This window comes from Rhodococcus sp. IEGM 1409 (assembly GCF_030056735.1).
In the GTDB taxonomy this organism is placed as follows: domain Bacteria; phylum Actinomycetota; class Actinomycetes; order Mycobacteriales; family Mycobacteriaceae; genus Rhodococcus_F.
This window is the reverse complement of sequence record NZ_JASHKN010000008.1, coordinates 138,518-161,913: the sequence shown is the minus strand read 5'-3', so window position 1 is coordinate 161,913 and position 23,396 is coordinate 138,518. Positions and strand designations below refer to the sequence as shown.

The following is a 23,396-nucleotide window of genomic DNA, read 5'->3' as shown; positions in this document are numbered from 1 at the left end:
CTCGTCGTACGCCCGATGTTGGTTTCGCGCCCACCTGGCGTACGCGTGTCGGAAAGTTCGGGCGCATACCAACAACACATGAAAATGACCGTGTTCGGAACGGGATACCTGGGGGCGACCCACGCAGTGTGTATGGCGGAACTGGGTCACGACGTGCTGGGAGTCGACATCGACCAGTCCAAAGTCGACAAGTTGTCCCGGGGGGAGGTCCCGTTCTTCGAGCCGGGTCTGACCGAAATGCTCGAGAAGAATCTGGAGTCGGGTCGGCTCCGGTTCACGACGTCCTATGCCGACGCCGCGGATTTTGCCGACATCCATTTTGTCGGGGTGGGGACTCCGCAGAAGAAGGGGGAGTACGCCGCGGATCTGAGTCACGTTCATTCGGTGATCGATATGTTGGCGCCGTTCCTTCGACGGCCTTCGCTGATCGTCGGCAAGTCGACCGTTCCGGTAGGGACGGCTGCGGCTCTCGGCGAGCGACTCAGGGCCACTGCGCCCGCGGGTAGCGCCGTTGAGGTGGCCTGGAATCCGGAGTTTCTGCGTGAGGGGCACGCCATCGCGGACACCCTGAGCCCTGATCGGTTGGTTCTAGGGGTTGATCGTGATCGACCGGGAAATGCCGAAGGTGTTCTTCGTGAGGTGTACGCCGAGATGTTAGGCGCGGGGGTGCCGTTTCTCGTGACCGATCTGGCGACATCCGAGTTGGTGAAGGGATCTGCGAATGCGTTTCTCGCGACCAAGGTGTCCTTCATCAACGCGATTGCGGAGGTGTGTGAGGCCACCGGCGCCGATGTCACGATCTTGGCCGACGCTCTCGGATACGACGCTCGGATCGGCAGGCGGTTTCTGAATGCGGGGTTGGGGTTCGGCGGTGGTTGCCTGCCGAAGGACATTCGGGCTTTCATGGCACGCGCCGGAGAGTTGGGTGTAGACCAAGCGCTGTACTTCCTTCGTGAGGTCGACAGCATCAACATGCGACGACGAACAAAAGCAGTGGAACTGGTGACGGCAGCCTGCGATGGCGGTTTGCTGGGAGCTAACGTGTCGGTGCTCGGGGCCGCATTCAAGCCCGAATCCGACGATGTGCGCGATTCGCCTGCGCTGAACGTTGCGGGAATGATGCAGCTGCACGGGGCGGCAGTTACCGTCTTCGATCCGAAGGCGATGGACAATTCTCGCCGACTGTTTCCCACCCTGCACTACGCAACCTCCACGTCAGACGCCTGCAAGAATGCCGATGTCGTTTTGATCGCGACGGAATGGGATGAGTTCGCCTCACTAATGCCTGCCGATCTGGAACCCCTCGTTCGTCGACGCGTGATCGTCGACGCCAGAAATTGCCTCGATCCGGAACTCTGGCGTGCTGCCGGTTGGAACTATCGCGGCTTAGGGCGGTAGGTTGAGCGTCCAGGTAGCGAAATAGTAGCTGCGTTTAAGCGTTGGATGCGATGCGCGAACCTCGCAGCCCATCCCTAGTGGGTAGACTTCCGGCCGGGGAATGACGGGTCTGCTGACGGGACCCGTCCACGGTCGACGAAGGTGGATCATGAACTTGGTATTGGGCGTGACGGTGGGAGCCAGCGCTGTGCGTTTGGCGCGCCCGGGGACGCCCGACCACAGCGGTCCGGTGTTTCGATCGAGATCGGTTGATCGGGGGCGGGACGTCCCGGAGGACATCGCTGCAGAAGCGACTCGAGTGGCGTTGACCGAGAACGCCGAACTCAGCAGCCATACGGTCGTCGTCTACCGCGATCAAGCGCAAGCCGGTGCACTCCAGTCCGCGTTCGAACAGAAAGGCATCGACAACTTCGAGTTGGTGCCCGAAGTATCAGCGACGCTCCGGATGCTCGAGGAACCCGGTGCACTGACCGATCAGAGCACGCTCGTCGTCGTCGACATGGGTAGTTCGGGATCGACGATCAGCGTTGTGGACAGGCATACGAGATCTACCGTCGTGACCGCTCGGTCGACTCGGGCCAGTGGAGACCACTTCGATGACCTCGTCTACTCCGACCAGACCGTGCGTCGCCGAATTGCGACGCCGGCCGACCCGGGTGGCGACTCCGAACTGCAGGCGCGATGCCGACTTGCCAAGGAACAGCTGTCCACACGGAGCGCAGTGTGCCTGCCCGGCCCTGGTGGACTTCTCTTGTTGTCGCGGGAAGTTTTCGATTCCTTGGTCATCACGTCGGTGGAGGCTTTTGCGCGAGAAATACGAGAGGTCATCGCAACGTCCGGCCGTAACCCGGACGTGATTGTCCTCATCGGCGGCGGCGCGCGCATCCCGATCGTGCGAGCGACTCTCGCGGCGTGGCTGGATTCCCCCGTCATCGCGCCCGAGCAGCCTGAACTGGTGACAGCGCAAGGCGCCGCGCTGATCGCCGAGTTGTCCATGGCGCCGTCGTCACGCCCTGTCGCCGTGCCGGTTCAGGTCCCAGCGGTGGCGCCGATCTTCGCGCCTTATCCGATTCACACACCGGCAGAGGTGCCCGTCCCGGTACAGGCGTTCAGCTATGGAGGAGTCACGACGCTCCCCGAATCGGAGCGACCGAAAGCCGTGCCGGAGGTTGCTGTCGAGGCGAAGTCGGTTCCGCAGGAACGGATGTCGAGTCCGTATGCCGCGGAACTGCCGCAGCCACGACCGAACCGGCACGAGCAACGATTCGACCAGAGTGCAGATTTTGTCGTCGCTGACAGTGAACCGGTCACGGACGGGTTCGGGGCCGAGCGGGACGCCGATACCGAGGCCGTGATGGTTGACGCCCAGGCGTACTCGGCAGTGCGCGAAGACGAGGGAGTCGGAGCAGGAACCGCACACCCGTCGTGGCTCTCCGGAACCCAGACTGTGGAAACCATGTCCACAGAGCCGAGGAATCCACTGCGTTTTGCCGGCCTCGGCGCCGGTGTGATCGCAGCAGTCGTCATCGTCGGGCTGGGGTTGGGCTATGGAGGAAAGGTCTTCGGAGACTCCGAAGAAGCTGGACCTGCGGCAACCGAGGTGACTACCCCGGCCCCGACGACCACGACTACTCCGCCGCCGACCACAACGACGCCGCCTCCGACTACGACCGAGGAAGCCCCACCCGTCGTCGAGGCACCGCCGGTGGTACGGGACACCTACGTGCCGCCGGCGCCCGCACCTGCGCCTCCGCCGCCCGCGATCTACATTCCCGGACTGCCGCCGATTCTGTTGCCGGTCCTCCCGCCGATTCCTGGACTCTGAGGCCCCGTTCTCAACGTTTGGAGTGGCGTCCACCCGAAGTCGAACCGGCCTGGACCGCACTGCCGGGTGGCCGCGCGAGAATCACGGCAATGGCAGTGGTGAGCGGAACCGAAAGAGCCAGAGCTATTCCGCCGACCGCGGACCGTACGATCTCGATCGCGACGGCGTCACCGACCAAAACGTCCTGAAGCGGGCGCCCGCTGACACTGAAGAGCAGCAGCAGCGGCAGCGCCCCGCCCGCGTACGCGAGAACCAAGGTGTAGACCGTGCTGGCAATGTGATCGCGTCCGACCCGCATCGCACCGCTGAAGACTTTTCGGCGCGACGCATGCTTGTCGAGTTCGGCCAACTCGAAAGCCGAGGATGCCTGGGTGATAGTGACGTCATTGAGAACGCCCAGTGAGCCGATGATGAATCCCGCCAACAGCAGGCCGGTGATATCTATGTGCTCGATGTACGTCTGAACATTGGTGTTCTGCTCTTCCGACAGTCCGGTGAGATGAGTCAGTTCGATACAGAGGTATGAGAGAACGGCAGCGAGCACCATCGCGGCAAGGGTGCCCAGCAATGCCGAACTGGTTTTCAATGAGACGCCATGCGCCAGATAGAGAACCGCGTACAAGATCACCGCCCCGGCGACCAGTGCAACGGGTATTGCAGGCTTGCCGTCCAGTAAGGCGGGGAGGAGAAATCCGACGACAACGCCGAAGGCGATCACCAGGCCGACGAGTGCGCGCAATCCGCGCCACCGCGCAACGGCGATGATGACGACGGCAAACGCGACGACGATCAGCGCCAGCGGGAGCCCACGCGAATAGTCCTCGAAGGAGTACTGCGTATTGCCGTTCGGGTCCGTCTGACGCACGAGGCGAATGTGGTCACCCACGCGAAGGTCCGGCTGACCGGCACCCGGAATGACCTCGAGCAATGTCTTGGTTCCGGCATTAGGCCCGGATTCGATATCGACGATACTTCGCTGACACTGATATGCAGAGGTGGGTGGTGGTTGCGGTGCACCCACGAATACCCTTCCGGCGGAAGAGCTTCCGCAGTCGCCAAGATCCTGCATCGTGACAGTGCCCGCCTCGGTTTCCACCGAACTGCCGTCGGCGTTCTGAAACGGGAGCGGGACGGGAAAAGAGTTCTTGTCGGGCCACAGTGCGATTGCTGCCGCGACGACGACCATGCCGATGACGACGAGCAAGCCGATGACGACGCGGGATGCGGTGGGCCCGATCTGGATGGGTCCGCCGTGACCGTGGCCGTGACTCATCGGAAACTGAGTGTCGGACTGGGGATTTGCACCGCTGCAATGTTATCGGCTTCGAAGCGAATGGTCAGCTTCTGAAGACAGTGTCGATCAACGTCTGAAGGTCGATCAACGTCTGAAGACAGGGTCGATCAACGACAGTGTCGGCACAGGAATTATCCGGGAGATAAATACCGGAGTGTGAAACTGAGATTGGTCGAGCTGGGTGGCGGGGAACAGGGGGGGTTGTCCCCGCCACCAACCTGGTATCCACAGGGGGGGGAGGGATACCAGGTGCTCGCGGCACCGAAGTGCTGATAACTAATGTACCCAATTTCAAACTGATTTGGCGCGTTGTCCAACTATCAATTTCACAACGAATCACGTACCGGGTGGACCGTTTTCACATCAGGGCAGGTCACTAAATAGTTAAAGTGTCAATCAAACCGGGTGGTTTGCGAAAGATGTGACCAAGGTCGCACAAATGCCCCGCCGTTTTACGTTTACGGGGCATTTGTACAACGAATTGTTTACCCGATTTCGCCCGGATTCGGCCGGAGAATCTACTGCTTGTAACTGGTGAGGAAGTTGCCGAATCGTTCGATGGCCACGGCAAGATCTCGAGCCCACGGAAGCGTAACGATCCGAAGATGATCGTGGTTCGGCCAATTGAACCCGGTGCCCTGAACCATCAGGATCTTCTCCTGGAGAAGGAGGTCCTGAACCAACTTCTCGTCGTCGTGGATCTCGTAGACGTTCGGATCCAGACGAGGGAACGCGTAGAGCGCGCCGCGAGGTTTCACGCACGAGACGCCAGGAATCATGTTCAGTCGCTCCCAGGCGACGTCGCGCTGCTCGAGGAGACGGCCGCCGGGCAGGATCAGGTCTTCGATGCTCTGGTGTCCGCCGAGGGCGACCTGAATGGCGTGCTGTCCGGGGACATTGGGGCACAGTCGCGTCGACGCCAAGAGATCGAGCCCCTCGAGGAAGCCGGCCGCATGATCCTTCGGCCCGGTGATCGCCACCCAGCCGGAGCGGTAGCCCGCGACGCGGTAGGCCTTCGAGAGGCCGTTGAAAGTCAGGCACAGCAGATCAGGGGCAAGCGTCGCCAGCGAGATGTGCTTTGCGTCGTCGTAGAGGATCTTGTCGTAGATCTCGTCGGCGAGGAGCAGAAGCTGATGCTTGCGCGCCAGATCGACCAATTGCTGCAGAACCTCCATCGAGTACACCGCACCCGTGGGATTGTTCGGGTTGATGACGAGGAGAGCCTTCGTCTTGTCGGTGATCTTGGATTCGATATCGGCGATATCGGGATTCCAGTCGTTGGCCTCGTCGCAGAGGTAGTGGACGGGTGTGCCCCCGGACAAGCTCGTCATCGCGGTCCACAACGGGTAGTCCGGCGCAGGGATCAGCACCTCGTCGCCGTTGTTGAGGAGGGCCTGCATGGTCATCGTGATCAGCTCGGAAACACCGTTGCCGAGGTAGATGTTGTCGACGTCGAGCTCGGGGAAGCCGGGAACCAGCTCGTATCGCGTCACGATCGCGCGCCGCGCCGACAGAATGCCCTTGGATTCCGAATAGCCCTGCGCATAGGGCAGAGCAGCGATCATGTCCCGCATGATCACATCGGGAGCATCGAATCCGAACGGTGCCGGGTTGCCGATGTTGAGCTTGAGGATCCGGTGCCCTTCCGCCTCCAACCGGGCGGCATGCGCGTGCACCGGTCCACGGATTTCGTACAGGACGTTCTGGAGCTTCGACGACTGCTCCAGCTCGCGCTGCGGCTGACGATGGCGGACGGGTTCTGGTGTGCTCACGAGTTACATGATCCCACCACTGTGCAAGTGCATTGTCGGGGACCGCGCAAGTGCATTGTCGGGGACCTGGTCGCACGACCCGTTGGCTATTGTCGAGCGATGACCCCGAGCGAGCAGATTGCAGCCCCGTACGGATCGTGGACGTCGCCGATCACAGCAGCTGATCTCGCTGCAGGCGGGCACCCCGTCGAGGGCGGACGATACGTCGGCGACGAGATCTGGTGGGCCGAACTCCGGCCGACCGAGAGCGGTCGGACGTCGATTCGTCGGTCTGGTCTCGACAACCAACCCGTGGACATTCTCCCCGCGCCGTGGAACGCGCGGACCAGGGTTCACGAGTACGGCGGTGGCGCCTGGACCGTCACGGAGTCCGGGAAACTGGTCTTCAGTGAATTCTCCGATCAGCGTGTGTACGTCCTCGACGGCGTCACTCCGCGGGCTCTGACGCCCGAACCGGCGTCGCCGGCCGTGCTGCGGTACGCGGACCTGCAGATCGTGAACGGCGAGGTGTGGGCGGTTCGGGAAGCGCACGCTGTTGACGGGACGATCACGCGCGACATCTGTGCGATTCCGCTGGATGGTTCCGGTGAGATTCGCTCGATCGTCGGCGGCTCCGATTTCCTCTCCTCACCGAGGCTTTCGCCGAGTGGAACCAAGATCGCCTGGATCGCGTGGAATCATCCCCAAATGCCCTGGGACGGTACCGAACTACGGGTTGCTCCACTCGTCGACGGCGTCGCGCAGGCGTACTCCGTGCTGGTCGGTGGACCCGAAGAGTCTGTCCTGCAACCGGAGTGGATCACCGACGACGAGCTCTATGCGATCAGTGATCGCAGCGGCTGGTGGAACATCTATCGTGTCGGCGCCGAGATCACCCCGGTATGCCCGACGGATGCGGATTTCGGTGGGCCGCAATGGCGATTCGGCGCGCGCTGGTTCGTCGAACTCGACAACGGACACCTTCTCACCGCACGCACCGTGGGAACCGACACACTGGCGGTACTCGACCCGGCGTCGGGAGAACTGCGCGACATCGCGATCCCTGGCGTCACCAGCATCGGCCTCATGCAGGTCCGTGGAGACCGGCTGCTGCTCACCTCGGGCGGAGCAAAGCTGGCGGGTGCGTTACGTGAATTGAACCTCGGTACCGGTGAACTCGAAGAAATCCGATCGTCGGTCGAAGAATTGCCCGAGTCCGCCTATCTTCCGGAAGCGCGAGCCGTCGTCGCCCACGGACAGGGACGAGAAGTGCATGCCGTCGCGTATCCGCCGCGCAGTCCGCGATACAAAGGTCTCGACGGTGAACTGCCGCCGTACGTCGCGTTTGTTCACGGTGGCCCGACGGCACACGTTGCACCGGCACTGAACCTCGTCTACGCCTTCTTCACCAGCCGCGGAATCGGCGTCGTCGATGTGAATTACGGAGGGTCGACCGGTTACGGACGTGAGTACCGCAACCGACTGCGCGGACAGTGGGGCGTCGTCGACGTGCAGGATGTCGTCACCGCAGTCACCGGGTTGGCCGAGCAGGGACTTGCCGATCCGGACCGCCTTGCCATCGAGGGTGGATCTGCCGGTGGATGGACCGTCCTGGCCGCACTGACGACCTCCGACGTGTTCGCTTGTGGTGCTTCCTATTTCGGCGTGGCCGAACTGGACCTGTTCGTGCAGGAAACTCACGATTTCGAATCGCGCTACGTCGACGGTTTGATCGGCCCGCTGCCGGAATCCGCCGACCTGTATGCGGAACGTGCTCCGCTCAACAACGTCGACGGGTTGAACTGCCCGGTGTTGCTGCTCCAGGGTCTCGACGATCCGATCGTGCCACCCTCGCAGGCGGAGCGATTCCGCGATGCCCTGGTGGCCAAGGGCATTCCGCATGCGTACCTGGCCTATGAGGGTGAATCTCACGGATTCCGCAAGCAGTCGACCATCATCAGCTCACGTAACGCCGAGTTGTCCTTCTACGGGCAGGTGCTCGGATTCACCCCACCCGGCATTCCGGCGCTCGAGCTGTGGGAGCAGGCAATCAGTACCTGACCGGCCCGCGGATGCGCGAGAAGGCCGCCGTGATCCGACCTGCCACGAGCGACGGAGTCGCCAGGTCGGACCAGGTCCACCTCGCGACCTGCCAGCCTGCATCACGGAGCCGGTCTTCGCGGAGTTTCTCGTTCCAGAGCACGTCCTCGGCGCTGCGACCGGCGGGCACCAGTCGGCCGTACTTGATGCGGCCGTCGAACTCTCCGACGGTGCGCTGTTCACGCCACAGGAAGTCGACGCGACCGACCAGCCCGCGAGCGTCGTGGATTTCGACCTGTGGCTCGGGGAGCGGAAGGTGCTCTCGGATGAATAGTGCGAGACTGCGTGATTCGCCGACGCTTTCGATACGGAAGTCCATCGCAGCGAGGGCGTGAAGCGCGTGTCGATGTCGCGGGTGGTTCGGGCTGAGCGCAATCGAGTTCGTAAGCGCTTCCGTGGTCAAAGATGACCGGTGCAGCGCTGAATTGCCAACTACGAGAGCCTGTTCGAAAGGCAGAACTCTGGCGAGATCGGCAACAGTGCGAGCTGGAGTCGTGACGCGCAGACCATCGACTTCGGTGACCTCGTTGTCCGTCAGCGATGTCGAGTGCACGTGACGTCGAGCGGACTTTCGGCCACCACCTCGCCGGTTCCGGGACAGGTGGACGACCTCGAGCGGAGTGTTCCAGAGTTCGAAACCGTGCAGCACCGCAGCCGAGATGTGGCTGACAGCGGCACCGGGTGAAGCGGCGCAGGCCACGGCCTCGGTCCGCAATCGATGTCGTCCGTCTGTGTCGAGGCGGGACAGGTGGTCGCTGTCTACATATGCACCACGATGGATTCTGGCCCAGGTCCCACTGGCGCAGGCCTGTCGGATCTCGGCATCGGTGCGACCGATCGACAGCTGGTCCGGCCTGCGGATGATACGTGTCTGTTCCCCCATGTCGATCGATTTTGGTGCACGTGGCGACGAGAGGGAAGTGGTGATCCGGAGGCTGTGGATAAGTTCGAGTGAACACCACTTGTCCACAGTGCGAACTGGTTTCGCCTCGCTGGAGGGGGTGTTGAGTAAACGGAAACGGTGTCCGGTTCTCGGCGTTGCGACCGGGTGTTCCTTGCGTTCGGAGCATTTGCGTGCCACGCTGTAGAACTATGACTACAGGAAAGGCGGACACCGCCACCGTCGCGTGAGCGCCGCACCGATTCGCTCGTCGGCATCACGTCGAGCGACATTGCCCGAGAACATCGATCTCTTCGATGAACGCAAGCTGCTGTTCGATGAAGACAGCCTGGCCCTGGAAACGATCCGCAACGTATGGCTCGAACGCGGATTGTGTACTCGTCCTGCCGATCGATCCACCGCAGAATCCTCTGTCGCGCAACTATATCGGCGATCCGGACTCCCGAAACCGGAGTTCGTCTGGGTCCCGTCTCCCCGTGCCGGTTCGGACCTGATTGTCATTGAAGGACTGTCGACCAAGATGTCCTTCGACGGCACCGGACTCGACTGCGCTTCTGGGTATATCGCGAGCATGTTTGCGGCATCGCGCCGACGTATGGATGCGCGAATCGAACGTCGGAGAATTGACTGGCAGATAGAACACTGGCAGAGGGGACGCCGAGCAGTCGGGACCGTGCGTGACCTGCCATCCGATGATTCGGCTCGGCGTGGAATCAGTCCCCAGCGGCTCATCAGAGCAGCCGTTTGGGAATCGTTGCACACCACGCTGTTCGACGGCGTCGCAGCTGCGATACGAACGATGTTGACCCCGGTGGCCGGCGGGGTGACCTGGTACGGACAGCAGGAAGCCCATCGAATCGCGTACTACGACATGTTCCGTCGATACGGTCTTTCGACATTCGATTCGGAAGATCGTGAGCTTCTGGACGTGCAAACGGCACTGGCTGACTCGACCGGGTGGTGGTGGGCGTTCGACAACGTGTGCATCATGGCTGAACGACCCACCGCCTTGCATGCCGAACCGATTCCGGGCAGCGCGCAGGGAGAACGACGGTTGCACCATTCTGATTCCCCCGCAATCGAATTCGAAGACGGCACAAACGCCTTCGTTCTGCACGGGGCGATCGTTCCCGACTGGGTGGTGCTCGACCCGACCGCCGAACGGATCGCGCAGGAGCGCAATGTCGAGATCCGCCGATGCGCGATCGAGCGTATCGGCTGGGATACCTACATCGAGATTGCCGGACTGACACTGGTCGATGAAACTGACGATCCCGGCAATGCGGGTTGTCTGCTACAGCTCTACGCGTCACCGGAAGGCTGGGGCCGAAGTGGGCGAATCTTGCTCGCGGTCAACGGCTCTCTCGAACGTGATGGGCATCGGCGGCGATACGGACTTCACGTGCCGGGATGGTTCACGTCCGCGATGGATGCCGCCGGCTGGACCTACGGCATCACCGGTGCCGACTATGCATGCCTCGTTCGTCGAACCTGAACCTCGAACCCGAACCGCCAATCCTCAAACCCCAGGTGATACATATGAACTCGAACATGACCTTGTCCGCTCTTACCACCCTCACCGGCCTCGATGTCTTCGACTATCTCGACAGGGAAGTGTCCATTCCTGTGGTCGACGGTCTTCAGGCGCAGGGCGATCTCATCGTGATCCCGTTTGCACTGCTTGCAAACATCGTCGCGCCGTTACCGTGGACTCGATCCGTGAACGTTCCGCTCTCCGGAGTGGAACTGCTGCGGAGCGCGGCGGGCGGGAACCCTCACAGCTTGGTTGCGGACGCAGGGGAGTGCACGTGGTCGACGCCGGTGAAAGATGCCCGGCGCCTTGCGCTCGGTGTGCTCGACACCCGAGTGACCGCGTACCTCATCCATCCGGAGCACGGCGCGACTGGCATCGCTCCGGGGCGTTACGTCATCGGACGGCAGCAGGAAAGAGGCGTCGGGCGTGCGCGCGGTGCGGCGATGCTTGTTGCAGATTGACACGCCGGGTTTCAGAGGGCGGGGAGCGAGCACCACTTGCGTAGGGCGAGCACCGGTTTCCGCGTGCTGCACGGTGTGCTGGGTCGAGAGAAAGGGTGCTCGGTCGGCTAGGGCTCCCATACAAATGCGAATGCCCCCACCATGACGGTGAGGGCATTCGCGGGTGGTGCGTCTACTTCTTGCGGCCGGGAGCCTTTGCGCCGGCCTTGAATCCGAGTCCGCCTGCCTTGGGGGCGGGCGGCGCGGCAGCAGGTGCCGGAGCTTCCGCGGGTGCGGACGCCTCAGCAGGTGCTTCGGCAGATGCTTCCGCCTTCACGGGTTCGGCCTTCACTGCCGGTGCCTCCGCAGCCGGTGCCGGGGCTGCAGCGGGAGCTGCCTTCCGAGCACCGGGAGCCTTTGCGCCCGACTTGAATCCGAGTCCGCCGGCCTTGGCGACCGGTGGAGCCTTCGGGGCTTCCGCCTCGGCGGCCGGAGCCTCTGGAGGTGCAGCAGGTGCAGAGACGGGTGCTTCCGTCGCAGCGGCAGGTGCTTCAGAAGCAGGGGCTGCCTTCGCACCAGGTGCCTTGGCTCCGCCCTTCATCTGCAGTCCCTTGCCGCCGGGAGCCTTGGCGCCGGACGCCAGGCCAAGACCCTTCGGCTTGGCGACAGGTGCAGCAGCTTCGGGTGAAGCAGCCTCAACAGCGGGAGCTTCCGCTGCCGGTGCGGCCGCAGCCTTCGCTCCGGGTGCCTTGGCGGCGCCCTTCATCTGCAGTCCCTTGCCGCCGGGAGCCTTGGCTCCGCCCGCAAGACCGAGGCCCTTCGGCTTTGCGACCGGTGCAGCGGGTGCTTCGGCAGCGGGAGCTGCGTCGGCTGCAGCGGGAGCTGCCTTCTTGGCGCCGGGAGCCTTTGCCCCACCTGCCATTCCGAGTCCCTTGCCGGGCGCCTTGGCGCCGGGAGCTTTTGCACCGGGTGCCTTGGCGAGGCCCTTCATGGCCAGACCCTTACCAGCGGGCGCGGCCTTGGCTTCCGGAGTCGCAGCTGCTTCCTCGACTTCGGCGACCCGATCCTGCTCGACAGTTTCAGCCTTTGCCTCAGCAGCGACCGGTGCCTTCTCCCGCGGGATCACCTTGATGTTCTCGCTGAGCTGGGCGGGTTCGAGGCGGGTGACCGAGTTCAGCATCAGCTGCGCGACGTCGACAACCTCGACACCTTCGCCCTGGCCTTGCTCCTGGCGGGCAGTGACGCCGTCGGTGAGCATGACGCGGCAGAACGGGCAACCCGTGGCGATCTTCTTGGGGTTGGTGGAGAGCGCTTCGTCGACGCGGTCGACGTTGATGCGCTTGCCGATGTTCTCTTCCATCCACATGCGGGCGCCACCGGCACCACAGCACATGGAACGTTCACCGTGACGCGGCATTTCGACGAGCTTGGCGCCGGAGGCTTCCATGAGTTCACGGGGAGCGTCGTAGACCTTGTTGTGGCGTCCGAGGAAGCACGGGTCGTGGTAGGTGACGTCTTCGCTCACGGATGCAACGGGGATCAGCTTCTTCTGGCGCACCAGACGGTTGAGCAACTGGGTGTGGTGCACGACCTCGTAGTCGCCGCCCACTTCCGGGTACTCGTTGCCGAGAGCGTTGAAGCAGTGCGCGCACGTGACGACGATCTTGCGCTTGCGTTGCTCGATACCGTCGAAGACGGAGTTGAGCATCTCGATGTTCTGCATCGCGAGCTGTTGGAACAAGAACTCGTTGCCGGCGCGGCGAGCGGAGTCACCGGTGCAGGTTTCGTCGGCGCCGAGGACCATGAACTTCACTCCCGCGGTGGCGAGGAGCTCGGCAACGGCCTTGGTGGTCTTCTTGGCTCGGTCTTCGTAGGCACCGGCGCAGCCGACCCAGAAGAGGTACTCGTAGTCCTCGAAGCTGTCGGCGTCTTTGCCGAAGACGGGGATCTCGAAGTCCATCTCATTGATCCAGTTGAGACGGTCCTTGGAGTTCTGGCCCCAGGGGTTGCCCTTGTTCTCGAGGTTCTTGAACAGGCCGGCGAGTTCGGAGGGGAATTCCGATTCGATGAGGACCTGGTAGCGACGCATGTCGATGATGTGGTCGACGTGTTCGATGTCGACGGGGCACTGTTCGACGCAGGCGCCGCAGTTGGTGCAGCTCCACAAGGTTTCGGCGTCGATGACCGGGGCCATCTCCCCTTCGACGGTTTCACCGACGAGCTTGCGGTCGGCCTCGAGGCGTGCGGCCTCCGGGATCGCGGCGAGGGCGGCTTCCTTGACGTTGCCTTCGGCGTCGACGAGACCGATCTCGTCGCCGCCCATGTCCTTGCGTCCACCGGCCAGCAGGTACGGGGCCTTGGCATAGCCGTGGTCACGTAGCGACATGATGAGCAGCTTGGGGGAGAGCGGCTTTCCGGTGTTCCACGCGGGGCACTGGGACTGGCAACGCCCGCACTCGGTGCAGGTGGTGAAGTCGAGCCAGCCCTTCCAGGAGAAGTCTTCGATGTTTCCGGCGCCGAGGGTGTCGGTGTCGGGGTCGACGTTGTCCATGGTGAGGGCTTTGCCCTTGGACATCATGGGCTTGGCGGCGCCGAGGGCGACGGTGCCGTCGTCTTCACGCTTGAAGTAGATGTTGAAGAACGCCGAGAAGCGGTGCCAGGCGACGCCCCAGGTGATGTTTCGGCCCACGATCGCGAGCCAGATCATGCCGGTCATCAGCTTGACGAACGCGAACACCGAGATCATGACGGGGCTGGCGGGAAGCAGTTTCGCGACCTGCATGGTGAAGAAGTCGGTCCACGGGTTGGCGTGGCCGTAGGTTGCGATCTTGCCGGCCTTGACCATGATCATGCCCAGGCCCTCGAGCAGGACGATGCCTTCGATGACGTAGGCAGCCTTGAAGTTGGAGCCGCCGAACCGGGACAGGCGCGCGGGCAGACGCGGGTGGTTGAGCTGACGGATCACGATCAGCGTGGTGATGCCGATGACGGTGCCCAGGCCGAGGATCTCGTCCCACAGGTGCCACGCCCACGTGTTACCGAAGATGGGCCAGTGGAACTCGGGGTTGAACGTCTGTCCGTAAGCCTCGAACCACAGCAGGAATCCGCCGAGGAAGCCGACCATGACGAGCCAGTGGGCCCAGCCGACGCTGCGGAACTTGTTCATGCGCGTGTGCGCGATGAACTCGATGATCATCTGCTTGAAGCGAGGGAAGAACGGGCGCCATCGATCGGGTGCCGACTGGCCGATGCGCACGGTGTTGAACATCCTCAATGCACCTGAGAGGAAGATGTACCAACACACCAAGCTCAGCAGTGCACCAATCGTGCCCAACGTAATCGTCAGGGCATTCATGTCGCGGCCTTTCGTTTCAGGGCGACGCGTCGGCCACCTCGGGACAGCCCACTGATACTAACCTGCGTTATGTTACCCGCCAGTAACTAGCATTATCAACCTGTAGGTACCGGCTGGTAACCGCTCGTGGCCTGGAGAGATCAATCTTCTGCGTCGGACGGGCTTGGCCAGACGCAGACATGTCTGGTGGTCACGTTAGGCGGTACCCGTCAGGTGTCCATCTGTCAGGCAGCCCTAACTCGGGTTCCGAGCAGGTAAGGACAACCGACCGGCTGTTATCGTTACGCCCGTCACGCACAGGGGAAACGGGTGGTGTGAGTCATCGACTTGCACCCGCCCGATCCCGGGGAGGATTGAAAATGTTCATTCGTAAAGCTGCGGCCGTCGCAGCGATGACCATTGCCGCTACGGGCATCGCTGCAGGTACTTCGTACGCAGCTCCGGAGACGTCACCCGACGTTTCGTACACCGCCGAGGTCGTCGACCAGGCCGTTGTCACCACCATCGATGCCGGGGCATTCCGGGTATCGGGTGACGGAACACATGTCGACCTGCAGAACAGCCAGGGCGCAACTCTGGTGAGCCTGCCGCTTGCGTTCAACCTCGGCGACGTTCAGTTCCCGTTCGACGAGACCGTCAGTGAGGACGGCAAGACCCTCACCCTCAAGCCGAACCTGGATCCGGCCAGCTCCAAGCCGAAGCCGGTCGCTGCCGAGTTCACCCCGGTTGCTTCGCCTGACGAGGATCAGAAGGCCATCGAGAAGTTCCAGTCACAGCTCGGGCTTGCCACGCAGATCGGTAGCCTCACCGGCACGATCGTCGGTGCAGTCATCGGTTGCATCGTGGGTCTGCCCGGTCTGGTTATCGGCTGCCTCCCCGGCATGGTCACCGGCGCCGGTATCGGTGGAGTCGCCGGTACGATCCTCGCCGGCGGCGGAACTGCCATCGTCGCGGGTATGGACCTGATCAAGGTTCTGAACGCTCCGGCCGGAACGACGCTCTTCCAGTAAGCAGCTCTTCCAGTAGGCAGCTCTTCCAGTAAAGACATCACGCACGCCGAAACGGGCGCCACACCTTCGAAAGGTGTGGCGCCCGTTTTGTATGTCCCGTATTGCTATCTCAGGGAAAGCATGCGATCAGTAGTCACGAACCTTCAGGCCCGGATTGGCCGCGAGGATGTCGTTGATCGGCGTCGCGTACTGCGTCGGTGCTTCCTGTCCGAACAATGTCTCGGCCTGTGCGATCTCACACAGGGGAGAGGTGGCGACGTTGGAGGCACTCGTGATGCCCACTGCCAGTGTTCCGGAGACGATGGGGCCACCGCTGTCACCTTGCAGGACGCAGATGTTGGTGGTGAAGCCGTTGTCGAGCGTGTGATCCAAAACCTTGGCGACGCGGTTGACGCCGGTGACGACGCCGCAGCTGAAGCCGGTGGTCGATCCTGCCTTGCAGACCGGGGCGCCCACAACAGGATCGGCGGTACCGGTGATGTTGACCGAGCGGTTGAACGGGACCCGCACGCTGTTGTTCTCGAAGCGGTACTTCGCGTTGTCGTCGATGTTGATGATCGAGTAGTCGCGTCCGTCGAAGCTGCTCTTGGCGAAGAATCCGACGCGGGGGCCGGTCTGGTTGTTCACCATCGGGAAGACCTGGCTGGAGTTCGAGGTGCCGGCAGCGGCGCGGTTGGGATCGCAGTGGCCGGCGCTGATGTTGACCGTGCGTCCTGAACCGTCGGTGCCGTTGAATCCGAACGAACAACGCAGTCCGGTGTTACCGGAGGTTGCGCCGAATGCATCTCCGCCCAGTGCTGCGTCGCCGGTTGCGGATCCGGTTGCGGGGATGAGGTCCGCGACGATCGGGGGAACCAGCAGCGGAGCAGCGGTGTGTACAACTGTCCGCTTCAGGAATTCAGGCAATTCGATGCCGGCGGCAGGATCGGCCGTGAGGGCGACTCCGTTGCCGACTACGTCGACGGCAATGCCACGCACGAGGTCTGCGACCTCGGCAGGCTGCGACTCGAGCCAAGTGTTGAGCGCCGAGAGCTGGCCCTGCAGAGCCTGCTCGCTCTGAGCGACGTCCTTGACTTCGAAGCCTGCCTTTTCGGCGGCCTCGCGGGCAGCATCCTTGTCGCGACCATCAGCGAGAGCGACGACGCCCTTGCCGAGGTCGTCGAGCCACACACCGGCAAAAGAGTCGGGGAACTGGACGCGCGCGATTGCGGCGAACTCCGCGAGCTTCTGCGCGAGTTCGGAACGCGAGACGAACTGGTCGGGCGTCAGCGCCAAGTCATGCTGTAGGGCTTCGGCGAGTTCGACGGGCAGATGGGCTGCCTGATCGGATACCCCGGATTCGTTCGGTTCTGCGTTCGCGACCGCGGTAATCGGTCCGAGGAGCAGCAGCGCGGCCGAACCGAACACTGCGGCACGACGTGCGATGGAGCTTCGCATGAGGGCCTTTCCACTTCGTTGACCGCGTACCACCCCCCTGGGAGCACACGGATACGGCTCACGGACTTGTGGTGAGCCGATCACAGTCGACCATGACTATATGGGTTCGAACGCGCTAATCCCACCCGTTACACGAGCACGCAGCGCTGACCCCGGCCGACAACAGCACTGTGCCCGCCGATCGAGAAACGGATCGGCGGGCACAGTGAGTGGATCGGGGTTGGTCAACCCGCAGTGCGAACGCGGATTCCGGAACCGACACCGCCACCGGATGCGCGATCTGCCGCATCGAGGATGTCTCCGACCGGAATACCGAGATTCGAGGTTCCACCCGAGGTCGCCAGTACCAGGTTCGCTTCGTTGCAACTCGGGGCGCCGCTGCTGTTCGAGCCGCTGGTGATGCCCAACGCCAAGGTTCCGGAGACGATGGCGCCGCCGCTGTCGCCGGCGAGGGTGCACGCGGTACCGGCGAATCCGCGGACGGTTCGCGAATCACCGTCGGCCATGACCAGCTGTGTTTCGACTCGATCCGCCGCCACGACGCCACAGGTGAAGGACGACGTCTGGCCCGACTTGCAGATGGGAGCGCCGATCACGGGACGTGCTGTTCCGGTGATCGCGAGGGTGGTGCCGTTGGCGCCGCGGACGGCAGCGCGATCGAGGCCCGCATCGATGCCCGACTGGTCGAACTTGATGACCGAGTAATCGAGATCGCCGGCGTTGTTGCCGACCGAAGACTGTGAGAAGGCGCCGATCAACTGACTGTCGTCGACGTTCACGTGATTCGGCAGGTAGACCGGGGACTTCGAACCCTCGGCCGGATTGCAGTGTCCAGCACTGATATTGAGTGCATTGTTCTGATCGTCGACGGCGTTGAACCCGAACGAGCAGACCGAGATGTTCTCGGTCGGCGTCTCGCGAATGGGGCCCGTCGACGTGATGTAGGTGTCGCCGCCGAGTGCTCGGGGATCAACCGATCCGCCAGCGTCCGGGCTGAGAACGATCTTGGTGTTCTCGAGCAGGGTCGGCAGATTGAGTGCCTGCCCGACGGGGCTGTTCGCGACGTCGATGACGACCTGGTTGTTCAGGACGTCGATCGTCGCCGAATTGACTGCGCGTGAGATTTCCTTGGGCAGCCCGGCAATCCATCCGTTGACGTCGGCCAGCGTCTTCTCGAGGGTGTCGGCGGAGACGGGGGCGACGTGCGTGCGGTAACCGTCGTCGGCGGCGATGCGTGCAGCTTCGGTGGTGGTGACGGCTACGACGGGTTGACCGTCGAGTCCCATCCACGAGCCGGCGTAGTCGCCGGGGCGCTCGGACTTGAAATCCTGGGCGTACGCACCGAGCTCCTGAGCTTTGGCAGCGCGGTCCAGGTACTCCTGCGGGGAGATCTTCAGATCGCGTGTGATCGCCTCGACCAGCTCAGCCGGAAGCTGGTCGGCGTCGAGCTGTTCGACATGCGTGTCGGAGGCGGGCCCTGCCGATGCCGTCGTGATGAATGGAGCTGCGAGCAGTAGTGCCGAGGCGCCGACCACAGCGGTGCGGATCGCCAACGAGTTACGCATGAAATCCCTTCGAGTCCCCGGCACCGAGCCGGTAGGTACGGCACCCACCATAGGGGAAAAGTTTCGAGGAGGAATGTGCACCTCCTGTCGGCCGGTTGAATCCATCTGTCTAGCTTGGCATTCCGGGTCTCGGAGCCGTTGGCATTACGGGCATGTCGGGATTCGGAACCATCGGATCGGTTGTGTCGGTCGGGCTGGAGGGCTGCGTCGGCGTCGTCTGTGTATCAGTGGGGTCGGTCACGGTGGGAGTGTCCGGGGTAGCCGGATCGACCAGATCGACCGGATTCAGCGGTCTGACGACCGGCGGCAGGTTTTCGATCCGAAGTGGGTCGATCTGCATGGAACCCGTCGCGGTTCCACCTGGCTGCACGGTGCCGTCAGGGGCGCGGTGCAGCACCGATTTGCGTTCGAGGATCACTGGTTCCGAGTCAGGTTTCGCGATCGCAGCAATGCTTCGTTTATTGCCGACAGCGAGTCCGACTCCCCAATTCGCAGCGATCCCCGTTTTGCAGTTACCGAACTTTGCTCGGCATACATGCCCCGATTCCGTGAAAACAATCACCTGAATGGATATACGCAACCCTGCGGACAATATTCAGCTAACTATTTGTTCGCCGGTGTCATGCTTCGAAGGATTGTGAGCAATTCCGAACGAGACTGCGCTCCGACGCGCCGCTTGATACGTGCGACGTGGTGCTCGACGGTTTTGGCGGAGATGTAGAGGCGTTCGCCGATTTCCCGATACGTCAGGCCGACGACGACGAGTTCGGCAACTTCTTGTTCGCGCTCGGTCAGTACCGACGGTGGTGTCGCGCTGTCGGCCGAATCGGTTGCAATCGTCTCGGCCGTCGACGTTGTGCGTAGCGAGCGTGCAACGTGGAGCAAGGCCGTCGCCGATTTGGTGTCCGGGGTGCGCAGCGCTGCTTCGCCGGCGAGGCGGGCAGCGTCCCAGGGGAGTCCGATGCGACTGAGTGTTCGCGCAGCGGCTTCGACTTCGTCTGCGTCGACGCTGCCTTGCATGAGCAGGAGCCATTGGCGGCCGGCGGTCGCCAAACCGGCTGCGTAAGTGTGGGTTTTGGCCGATTCTGCGAGTGCGTGAGCGTGTGGAAGGAGGTCGGCCGGTGACTGCGAGAGGATCGACGCCTGGACGCCGTACCAATGCAGCGGTGACGACCACAGTGGCGGCTCGCCGAGTGCGCGGAGGAGCGAGCGCGCGTCGTCGACCAGATACTCGACCTGCTCGGCCTCGTCGAGCCGTACTGCCGCAAGCCACAGTTCGCCAATGGGAAGCAAATTGAAGAGATCCACGCTGCAGGACGAGAGGGCGCCTGCCGCGCCGGACCAAGCCCGACGCAACTGAGCGAGATCGCCGGAGCGCCGAGCGAGACCCACGATCAGAGCATGCAGAAACAGTGCGTCACGTTCGCGGAGGGGACCGCGGACTACCTCTTCCGGTAGGTCTTCGACAGCAGTGTCCTGCCCGCGCACCATCGCGATCCAGGCGCCGAGAATGTGAAGCCGTGCCCACGTGTGGCTGCTTGCGTCGTCGGCGGCGATCGCGGCGGTGACAACAGCGGCGGCGCGTTCATGGGCACCGTTGTGCAGGAGCGCCAGAGCGACCAGTGCCGGCGCGGAATCAGGCTGGAATTGCGATGTGTCGGCGCCGCCGGGGAGGGAGAGTGCGCGGGACATGGTGTTGAGAGCACTCGGTGCACTCCCCGTTACCGATTGCATGAGTCCGTTGGCCAGCGTGGCAGCGCCGACAGTGGAGCTCGACGGTGATCCGATGTGTCCGGTGAGCGCCGCGTTCGCTTCGTCGACCTTGCCGAGGCCGAGGAAGGTGATTGCGGCGAAGGGGGATTCGGTTCCGGTGCGCTCTGATCCGAGCCAGGCGTAGAGATCTGCAGCGGCGCCGAGTTGACCGCACGCCGCGGACGAAGCTGCGCGGACCCGCACTGCCGCCGCCAGTTTCGCGTTGTCGAGATCGGGTTCGGCGATGACGGAATCTGCCAGGCGGCACGCGGTGTCGATGTCACCACTCCGAGCTGAGACCTGGGCGTACAGCAGCGTGTCGGCCAGGTCGAGAGGCTCGATCGAATGCACACGACGAAAGAGATCTGCCGCGACCGCCGGCGTGCTGCCGTCGACTGCGTCTCGTAGCACGGCCGTGAGATCGCGGTGGCGGATACCGAAGTCGAAAAGTCTTCGTGCAGTGTCGATGTCGAGAGTTCGCGCGTGCGCGCGTGATTCGACGATTCCGATCAGCTCGCTGCGGATACGCCTTGTGCTCGTCGACTCTGCCAAAACGCTCGCGACGAGAGGAGATCGTGAACCGAACAGACCGGTCGCCAGTGCACGGTCGAATGCCGCTGTGAGGCTGAACTTCTCCTGTCCCAGATCGAGTTCGAAGGCGTCGATGTCCGGGACGGTGAGTGAAACTTCGAGGATCTCACGCTCGATCGGATGTAGAGCGGTGACCTGATGAAGGAAGTGTGTGCGTACGGCTGTCGCCATTTCCGGGCGGCCCGCCGAGGCGGCGGCGAAGTACGCTTCGATGGCCCCGAAGGAACCACCGGCAAGGTGCTCGAGCGTCAGCACGGCACGGTCGTCGAGCGGGACTCTTCGCTCTGCGGCGATCTTCCGAATATCGGATCGGTTCAACAGGTTCAGATGAAGGGCGGTACCGAAACTCGAGATGTTCGCGTAGATCGGTGCGAGTGGAGGATCGATCCGATCGGAGGCGACGAAAACTCCGAGGTCGTCGCGTTGAACAAGCTCGTTCAGGGCACGGATTTCATCGGAGGTCAGAGCCTGCGCGTCCGCGATCACCACAATCGCATCGGCCGGGGCGTCACGTGCGAGCGTGGTGACCACGGGTTTGTCACCCGATTCGATTCTCTTCCTCAGCGCCCTCGTGACTTGGAGACGGGCGCTGGCGTCGGTCCCGGTGACGAACAGGCGCAGTGGCGTTGCAGTCAGGACGATCCCGCGCAAAAGTCCTGCGATGTAAGACGATTCGGCGACGCTGTCACGGTTCATCGAAAGCCCACCGGTCAGCGGATCGGCGCGGTGACGCCGCCGACGACACCACCGACCACGTTGCCGACACCACCGACGACGTTACCGAGACCTCCGACCACGCCGCCGACACCGTCCCCGACGCCGTTGACCAAGCCGCCGACTCCGTTGCCGACGCCGGTCGCAGCATCACCGATACCGGTTCCGACGCCTGCTCCAGGTGCGGGTGCGGGTGCGGGTGCCGGTGCCGGGGCGGGAGCGGGTGCCGGGGCGCCGGGTGCGGTAGGTGCAGGCGCCGACTGGGCGGTCTCGCCCGGTGCCGGCGCGGATCCAGCCGGTGCGCCGGCAACCGGAACTGCCCCTGGTGCCGTCGTCGAACCGCCTGCGGCAGCAGGAGAACCGGGCTGGTTGTTCTGAGTTCCGTTGTTCGCAGTCGTGGATCCGGTGCCTGCTGCTTCGGCTGCCGTGGTGCTGCCCGGAGTAGAGCCTGCGGTGGTCGATGCAGTCGAGGAGGTGGACTCGCTGGTGGTGTTCGCCGAACTGGACGGGACGTTGATCTTGTCCATGGCTGTTCCGATTCCGAGCCCGCCGGCGGCGAGCACGATGAACGCACCAACCACTGCAGCAACGACGCCCACCCTCGACGAGCGTCGAGTCGCCGTGTTCTCTTCCTCGGTCGGCTCGGCGAGCAACGGAGTGGAGAAGGCCGGAACTGGTGCGGGCTTGCGGGTCGGTTCGGTGGGGACAACAGGGACAGCGAGTGCCGAGGTGGCTGTCAATTCTGTGGCCAGCGTCGCAGCGCCGGACGCCGCGCACGACGCGGGATCGGCGTCGGCGATCACCGGGACACGAAGCTCCGCAGACAATAGTTCGGCGACAAGGGGAATGGACGAGCTTCCGCCGGCCAGAACAACCTGATTGACGTCACTGGACTCGACGCCGGCAGATCGCAGGCTTTCGCGAACCAAGGCCACCGATTCTGTGAGGGCGGGCCGGATCAGATCCTCGAGCTCGGAACGAACGAGTCGAACGTCGCTGACGGCACCGGGAAGTGCCACGGGGGCAACGGTTTCCGTCTCGGTGGAAAGTTCCTCCTTGGCTGCGCGGGCATGCTCGCGCAGAGTTTCCAGCGCTTCAATCGTCTGGGGAGCAAAGGGATCAAGGGCTGCGAAGTGATCCGACACCGCGTCGAGCAGGTGCACGGTGACGAGGTGATCGAATTCGTCGCCGCCGATGTCCTCGCTGCGCAGCGGCTTGCCGAAGATCTCGCTCCGTCCGCCGGTCGTGGACATCATCGTGACGTCGAGCGAGCGGGCGCCGAGGTCGTAGACGACGGTCAGACCGTCGTTGACAACAGTTCCGGAAGCGGCGAGCCACGCCATGACCGCCGCGGGTTCGGTGACGAGAGTCGCCCCGTGAACCCCGGCGTCGTCCAGCGCAGACTCCATGGTGCGTGCTGTGTGGCGGTTCCACCCCACAGGGTGAGCCAGGACGACAGTTGGCCCTTCGTCTCCGCCCGCCTGGCCGACGAGCGCCGCTACCGCTGTTGCCGCGAGATCCTCGCCGCGGTACTCGGTGCCGTCGGCGGCAAGTATCGGAATCGGATCGCCGACGCGCTCGACAAATCCGGTGATGACGGATCCGTCGTCCAATTGCAGTGCACTGGGTAAGCGGACCTGTTGCGTTTCACCGGTCGAACCGTCGCTGACAGCTACGAGAGTGGCCGAACCGATGCTGATGCCGAGCCCTGCCGCCATGAACGAACTCC

At 63.3% G+C, this 23,396-nt stretch carries 15 protein-coding genes; 6 read left to right on the top strand and 9 right to left on the bottom strand.

Going from position 1 to position 23,396, the window contains the following annotated elements:
* Positions 1–78 precede the first annotated feature (78 nt).
* Positions 79–1,398, top strand: coding sequence for a UDP-glucose dehydrogenase family protein (locus QM716_RS20770; protein WP_283305976.1), 1,320 nt, complete (start codon positions 79–81; stop codon positions 1,396–1,398).
* A gap of 148 nt (positions 1,399–1,546) precedes the next feature.
* Positions 1,547–3,223, top strand: coding sequence for a DUF7159 family protein (locus QM716_RS20765; RefSeq protein WP_283305975.1), 1,677 nt, complete (start codon positions 1,547–1,549; stop codon positions 3,221–3,223).
* Positions 3,224–3,233: 10 nt separating this feature from the next.
* On the opposite strand, the gene QM716_RS20760 is transcribed toward QM716_RS20765, so the two are convergent.
* Positions 3,234–4,496 (bottom strand): YibE/F family protein, encoded by a 1,263-nt coding sequence (locus QM716_RS20760; RefSeq protein WP_283305974.1) that lies wholly within the window; start codon positions 4,494–4,496, stop codon positions 3,234–3,236.
* 539 nt (positions 4,497–5,035) lie between these two features.
* Entirely contained in the window at positions 5,036–6,289 is a 1,254-nt protein-coding gene (locus QM716_RS20755; RefSeq protein ID WP_019747413.1) for a pyridoxal phosphate-dependent aminotransferase, read from the bottom strand.
* 99 nt (positions 6,290–6,388) lie between these two features.
* Here QM716_RS20755 and QM716_RS20750 point away from each other — a divergent pair, with 99 nt between their 5' ends.
* Positions 6,389–8,329 (top strand): S9 family peptidase, encoded by a 1,941-nt coding sequence (locus QM716_RS20750; RefSeq protein WP_283305972.1) that lies wholly within the window; start codon positions 6,389–6,391, stop codon positions 8,327–8,329.
* Here the strand turns inward: QM716_RS20750 and QM716_RS20745 are convergent.
* The gene (locus tag QM716_RS20745) at positions 8,319–9,251 is read right to left on the bottom strand and encodes a hypothetical protein (RefSeq protein ID WP_283305970.1); all 933 of its coding nucleotides are present in this window, start codon (positions 9,249–9,251) and stop codon (positions 8,319–8,321) included. The two genes, QM716_RS20750 and QM716_RS20745, sit on opposite strands and share 11 nt — an antisense overlap.
* A 244-nt stretch (positions 9,252–9,495) precedes the next feature.
* Between QM716_RS20745 and QM716_RS20740 the strand changes: the two genes are divergently transcribed.
* The gene (locus QM716_RS20740; RefSeq protein ID WP_283305969.1) at positions 9,496–10,764 is read left to right on the top strand and encodes a DUF6745 domain-containing protein; all 1,269 of its coding nucleotides are present in this window, start codon (positions 9,496–9,498) and stop codon (positions 10,762–10,764) included.
* A gap of 44 nt (positions 10,765–10,808) precedes the next feature.
* A complete protein-coding gene (locus QM716_RS20735) occupies positions 10,809–11,264 on the top strand; it encodes a DUF8820 family protein (protein ID WP_283305968.1) in 456 nt (151 codons plus the stop codon).
* A gap of 172 nt (positions 11,265–11,436) precedes the next feature.
* On the opposite strand, the gene QM716_RS20730 is transcribed toward QM716_RS20735, so the two are convergent.
* Positions 11,437–14,598: a (Fe-S)-binding protein gene (locus QM716_RS20730; protein ID WP_283305967.1), complete on the bottom strand. Its 3,162-nt coding sequence runs from the start codon at positions 14,596–14,598 to the stop codon at positions 11,437–11,439.
* Between the two features lie 359 nt (positions 14,599–14,957).
* Between QM716_RS20730 and QM716_RS20725 the strand changes: the two genes are divergently transcribed.
* The gene (locus QM716_RS20725) at positions 14,958–15,608 is read left to right on the top strand and encodes a DUF8020 domain-containing protein (RefSeq protein WP_050655717.1); all 651 of its coding nucleotides are present in this window, start codon (positions 14,958–14,960) and stop codon (positions 15,606–15,608) included.
* Between the two features lie 126 nt (positions 15,609–15,734).
* Here QM716_RS20725 and QM716_RS20720 read toward each other — a convergent pair whose 3' ends face one another.
* From QM716_RS20720 to QM716_RS20700, 5 genes are all read right to left on the bottom strand, one after another.
* Positions 15,735–17,045: a S1 family peptidase gene (locus QM716_RS20720; RefSeq protein WP_283305966.1), complete on the bottom strand. Its 1,311-nt coding sequence runs from the start codon at positions 17,043–17,045 to the stop codon at positions 15,735–15,737.
* Between the two features lie 224 nt (positions 17,046–17,269).
* Positions 17,270–18,610, bottom strand: a complete 1,341-nt coding sequence (locus QM716_RS20715) for a S1 family peptidase (RefSeq protein WP_283305965.1) — start codon at positions 18,608–18,610, stop codon at positions 17,270–17,272.
* Between the two features lie 109 nt (positions 18,611–18,719).
* Positions 18,720–19,028: a hypothetical protein gene (locus QM716_RS20710; RefSeq protein ID WP_283305964.1), complete on the bottom strand. Its 309-nt coding sequence runs from the start codon at positions 19,026–19,028 to the stop codon at positions 18,720–18,722.
* A 185-nt stretch (positions 19,029–19,213) separates the two neighbouring features.
* A complete protein-coding gene (locus QM716_RS20705; protein ID WP_283305963.1) occupies positions 19,214–21,649 on the bottom strand; it encodes a LuxR C-terminal-related transcriptional regulator in 2,436 nt (811 codons plus the stop codon).
* Positions 21,650–21,663: 14 nt separating this feature from the next.
* The gene (locus QM716_RS20700) at positions 21,664–23,385 is read right to left on the bottom strand and encodes an Hsp70 family protein (RefSeq protein ID WP_283305962.1); all 1,722 of its coding nucleotides are present in this window, start codon (positions 23,383–23,385) and stop codon (positions 21,664–21,666) included.
* Positions 23,386–23,396: the final 11 nt, after the last annotated feature.

Excerpts from the sequence above, each read along its gene's own strand:
- QM716_RS20770 (WP_283305976.1), top strand. The coding sequence starts at position 79 with ATGAAAATGACCGTGTTCGGAACGGGATACCTGGGGGCGACCCACGCA.
- QM716_RS20765 (WP_283305975.1), top strand. The coding sequence starts at position 1,547 with ATGAACTTGGTATTGGGCGTGACGGTGGGAGCCAGCGCTGTGCGTTTG.
- QM716_RS20760 (WP_283305974.1), bottom strand. The coding sequence starts at position 4,496 with ATGAGTCACGGCCACGGTCACGGCGGACCCATCCAGATCGGGCCCACC.
- QM716_RS20750 (WP_283305972.1), top strand. The coding sequence starts at position 6,389 with ATGACCCCGAGCGAGCAGATTGCAGCCCCGTACGGATCGTGGACGTCG.
- QM716_RS20745 (WP_283305970.1), bottom strand. The coding sequence starts at position 9,251 with ATGGGGGAACAGACACGTATCATCCGCAGGCCGGACCAGCTGTCGATC.
- QM716_RS20735 (WP_283305968.1), top strand. The coding sequence starts at position 10,809 with ATGAACTCGAACATGACCTTGTCCGCTCTTACCACCCTCACCGGCCTC.
- QM716_RS20730 (WP_283305967.1), bottom strand. The coding sequence starts at position 14,598 with ATGAATGCCCTGACGATTACGTTGGGCACGATTGGTGCACTGCTGAGC.
- QM716_RS20725 (WP_050655717.1), top strand. The coding sequence starts at position 14,958 with ATGTTCATTCGTAAAGCTGCGGCCGTCGCAGCGATGACCATTGCCGCT.
- QM716_RS20720 (WP_283305966.1), bottom strand. The coding sequence starts at position 17,045 with ATGCGAAGCTCCATCGCACGTCGTGCCGCAGTGTTCGGTTCGGCCGCG.
- QM716_RS20715 (WP_283305965.1), bottom strand. The coding sequence starts at position 18,610 with ATGCGTAACTCGTTGGCGATCCGCACCGCTGTGGTCGGCGCCTCGGCA.
- QM716_RS20705 (WP_283305963.1), bottom strand. The coding sequence starts at position 21,649 with ATGAACCGTGACAGCGTCGCCGAATCGTCTTACATCGCAGGACTTTTG.
- QM716_RS20700 (WP_283305962.1), bottom strand. The coding sequence starts at position 23,385 with ATGGCGGCAGGGCTCGGCATCAGCATCGGTTCGGCCACTCTCGTAGCT.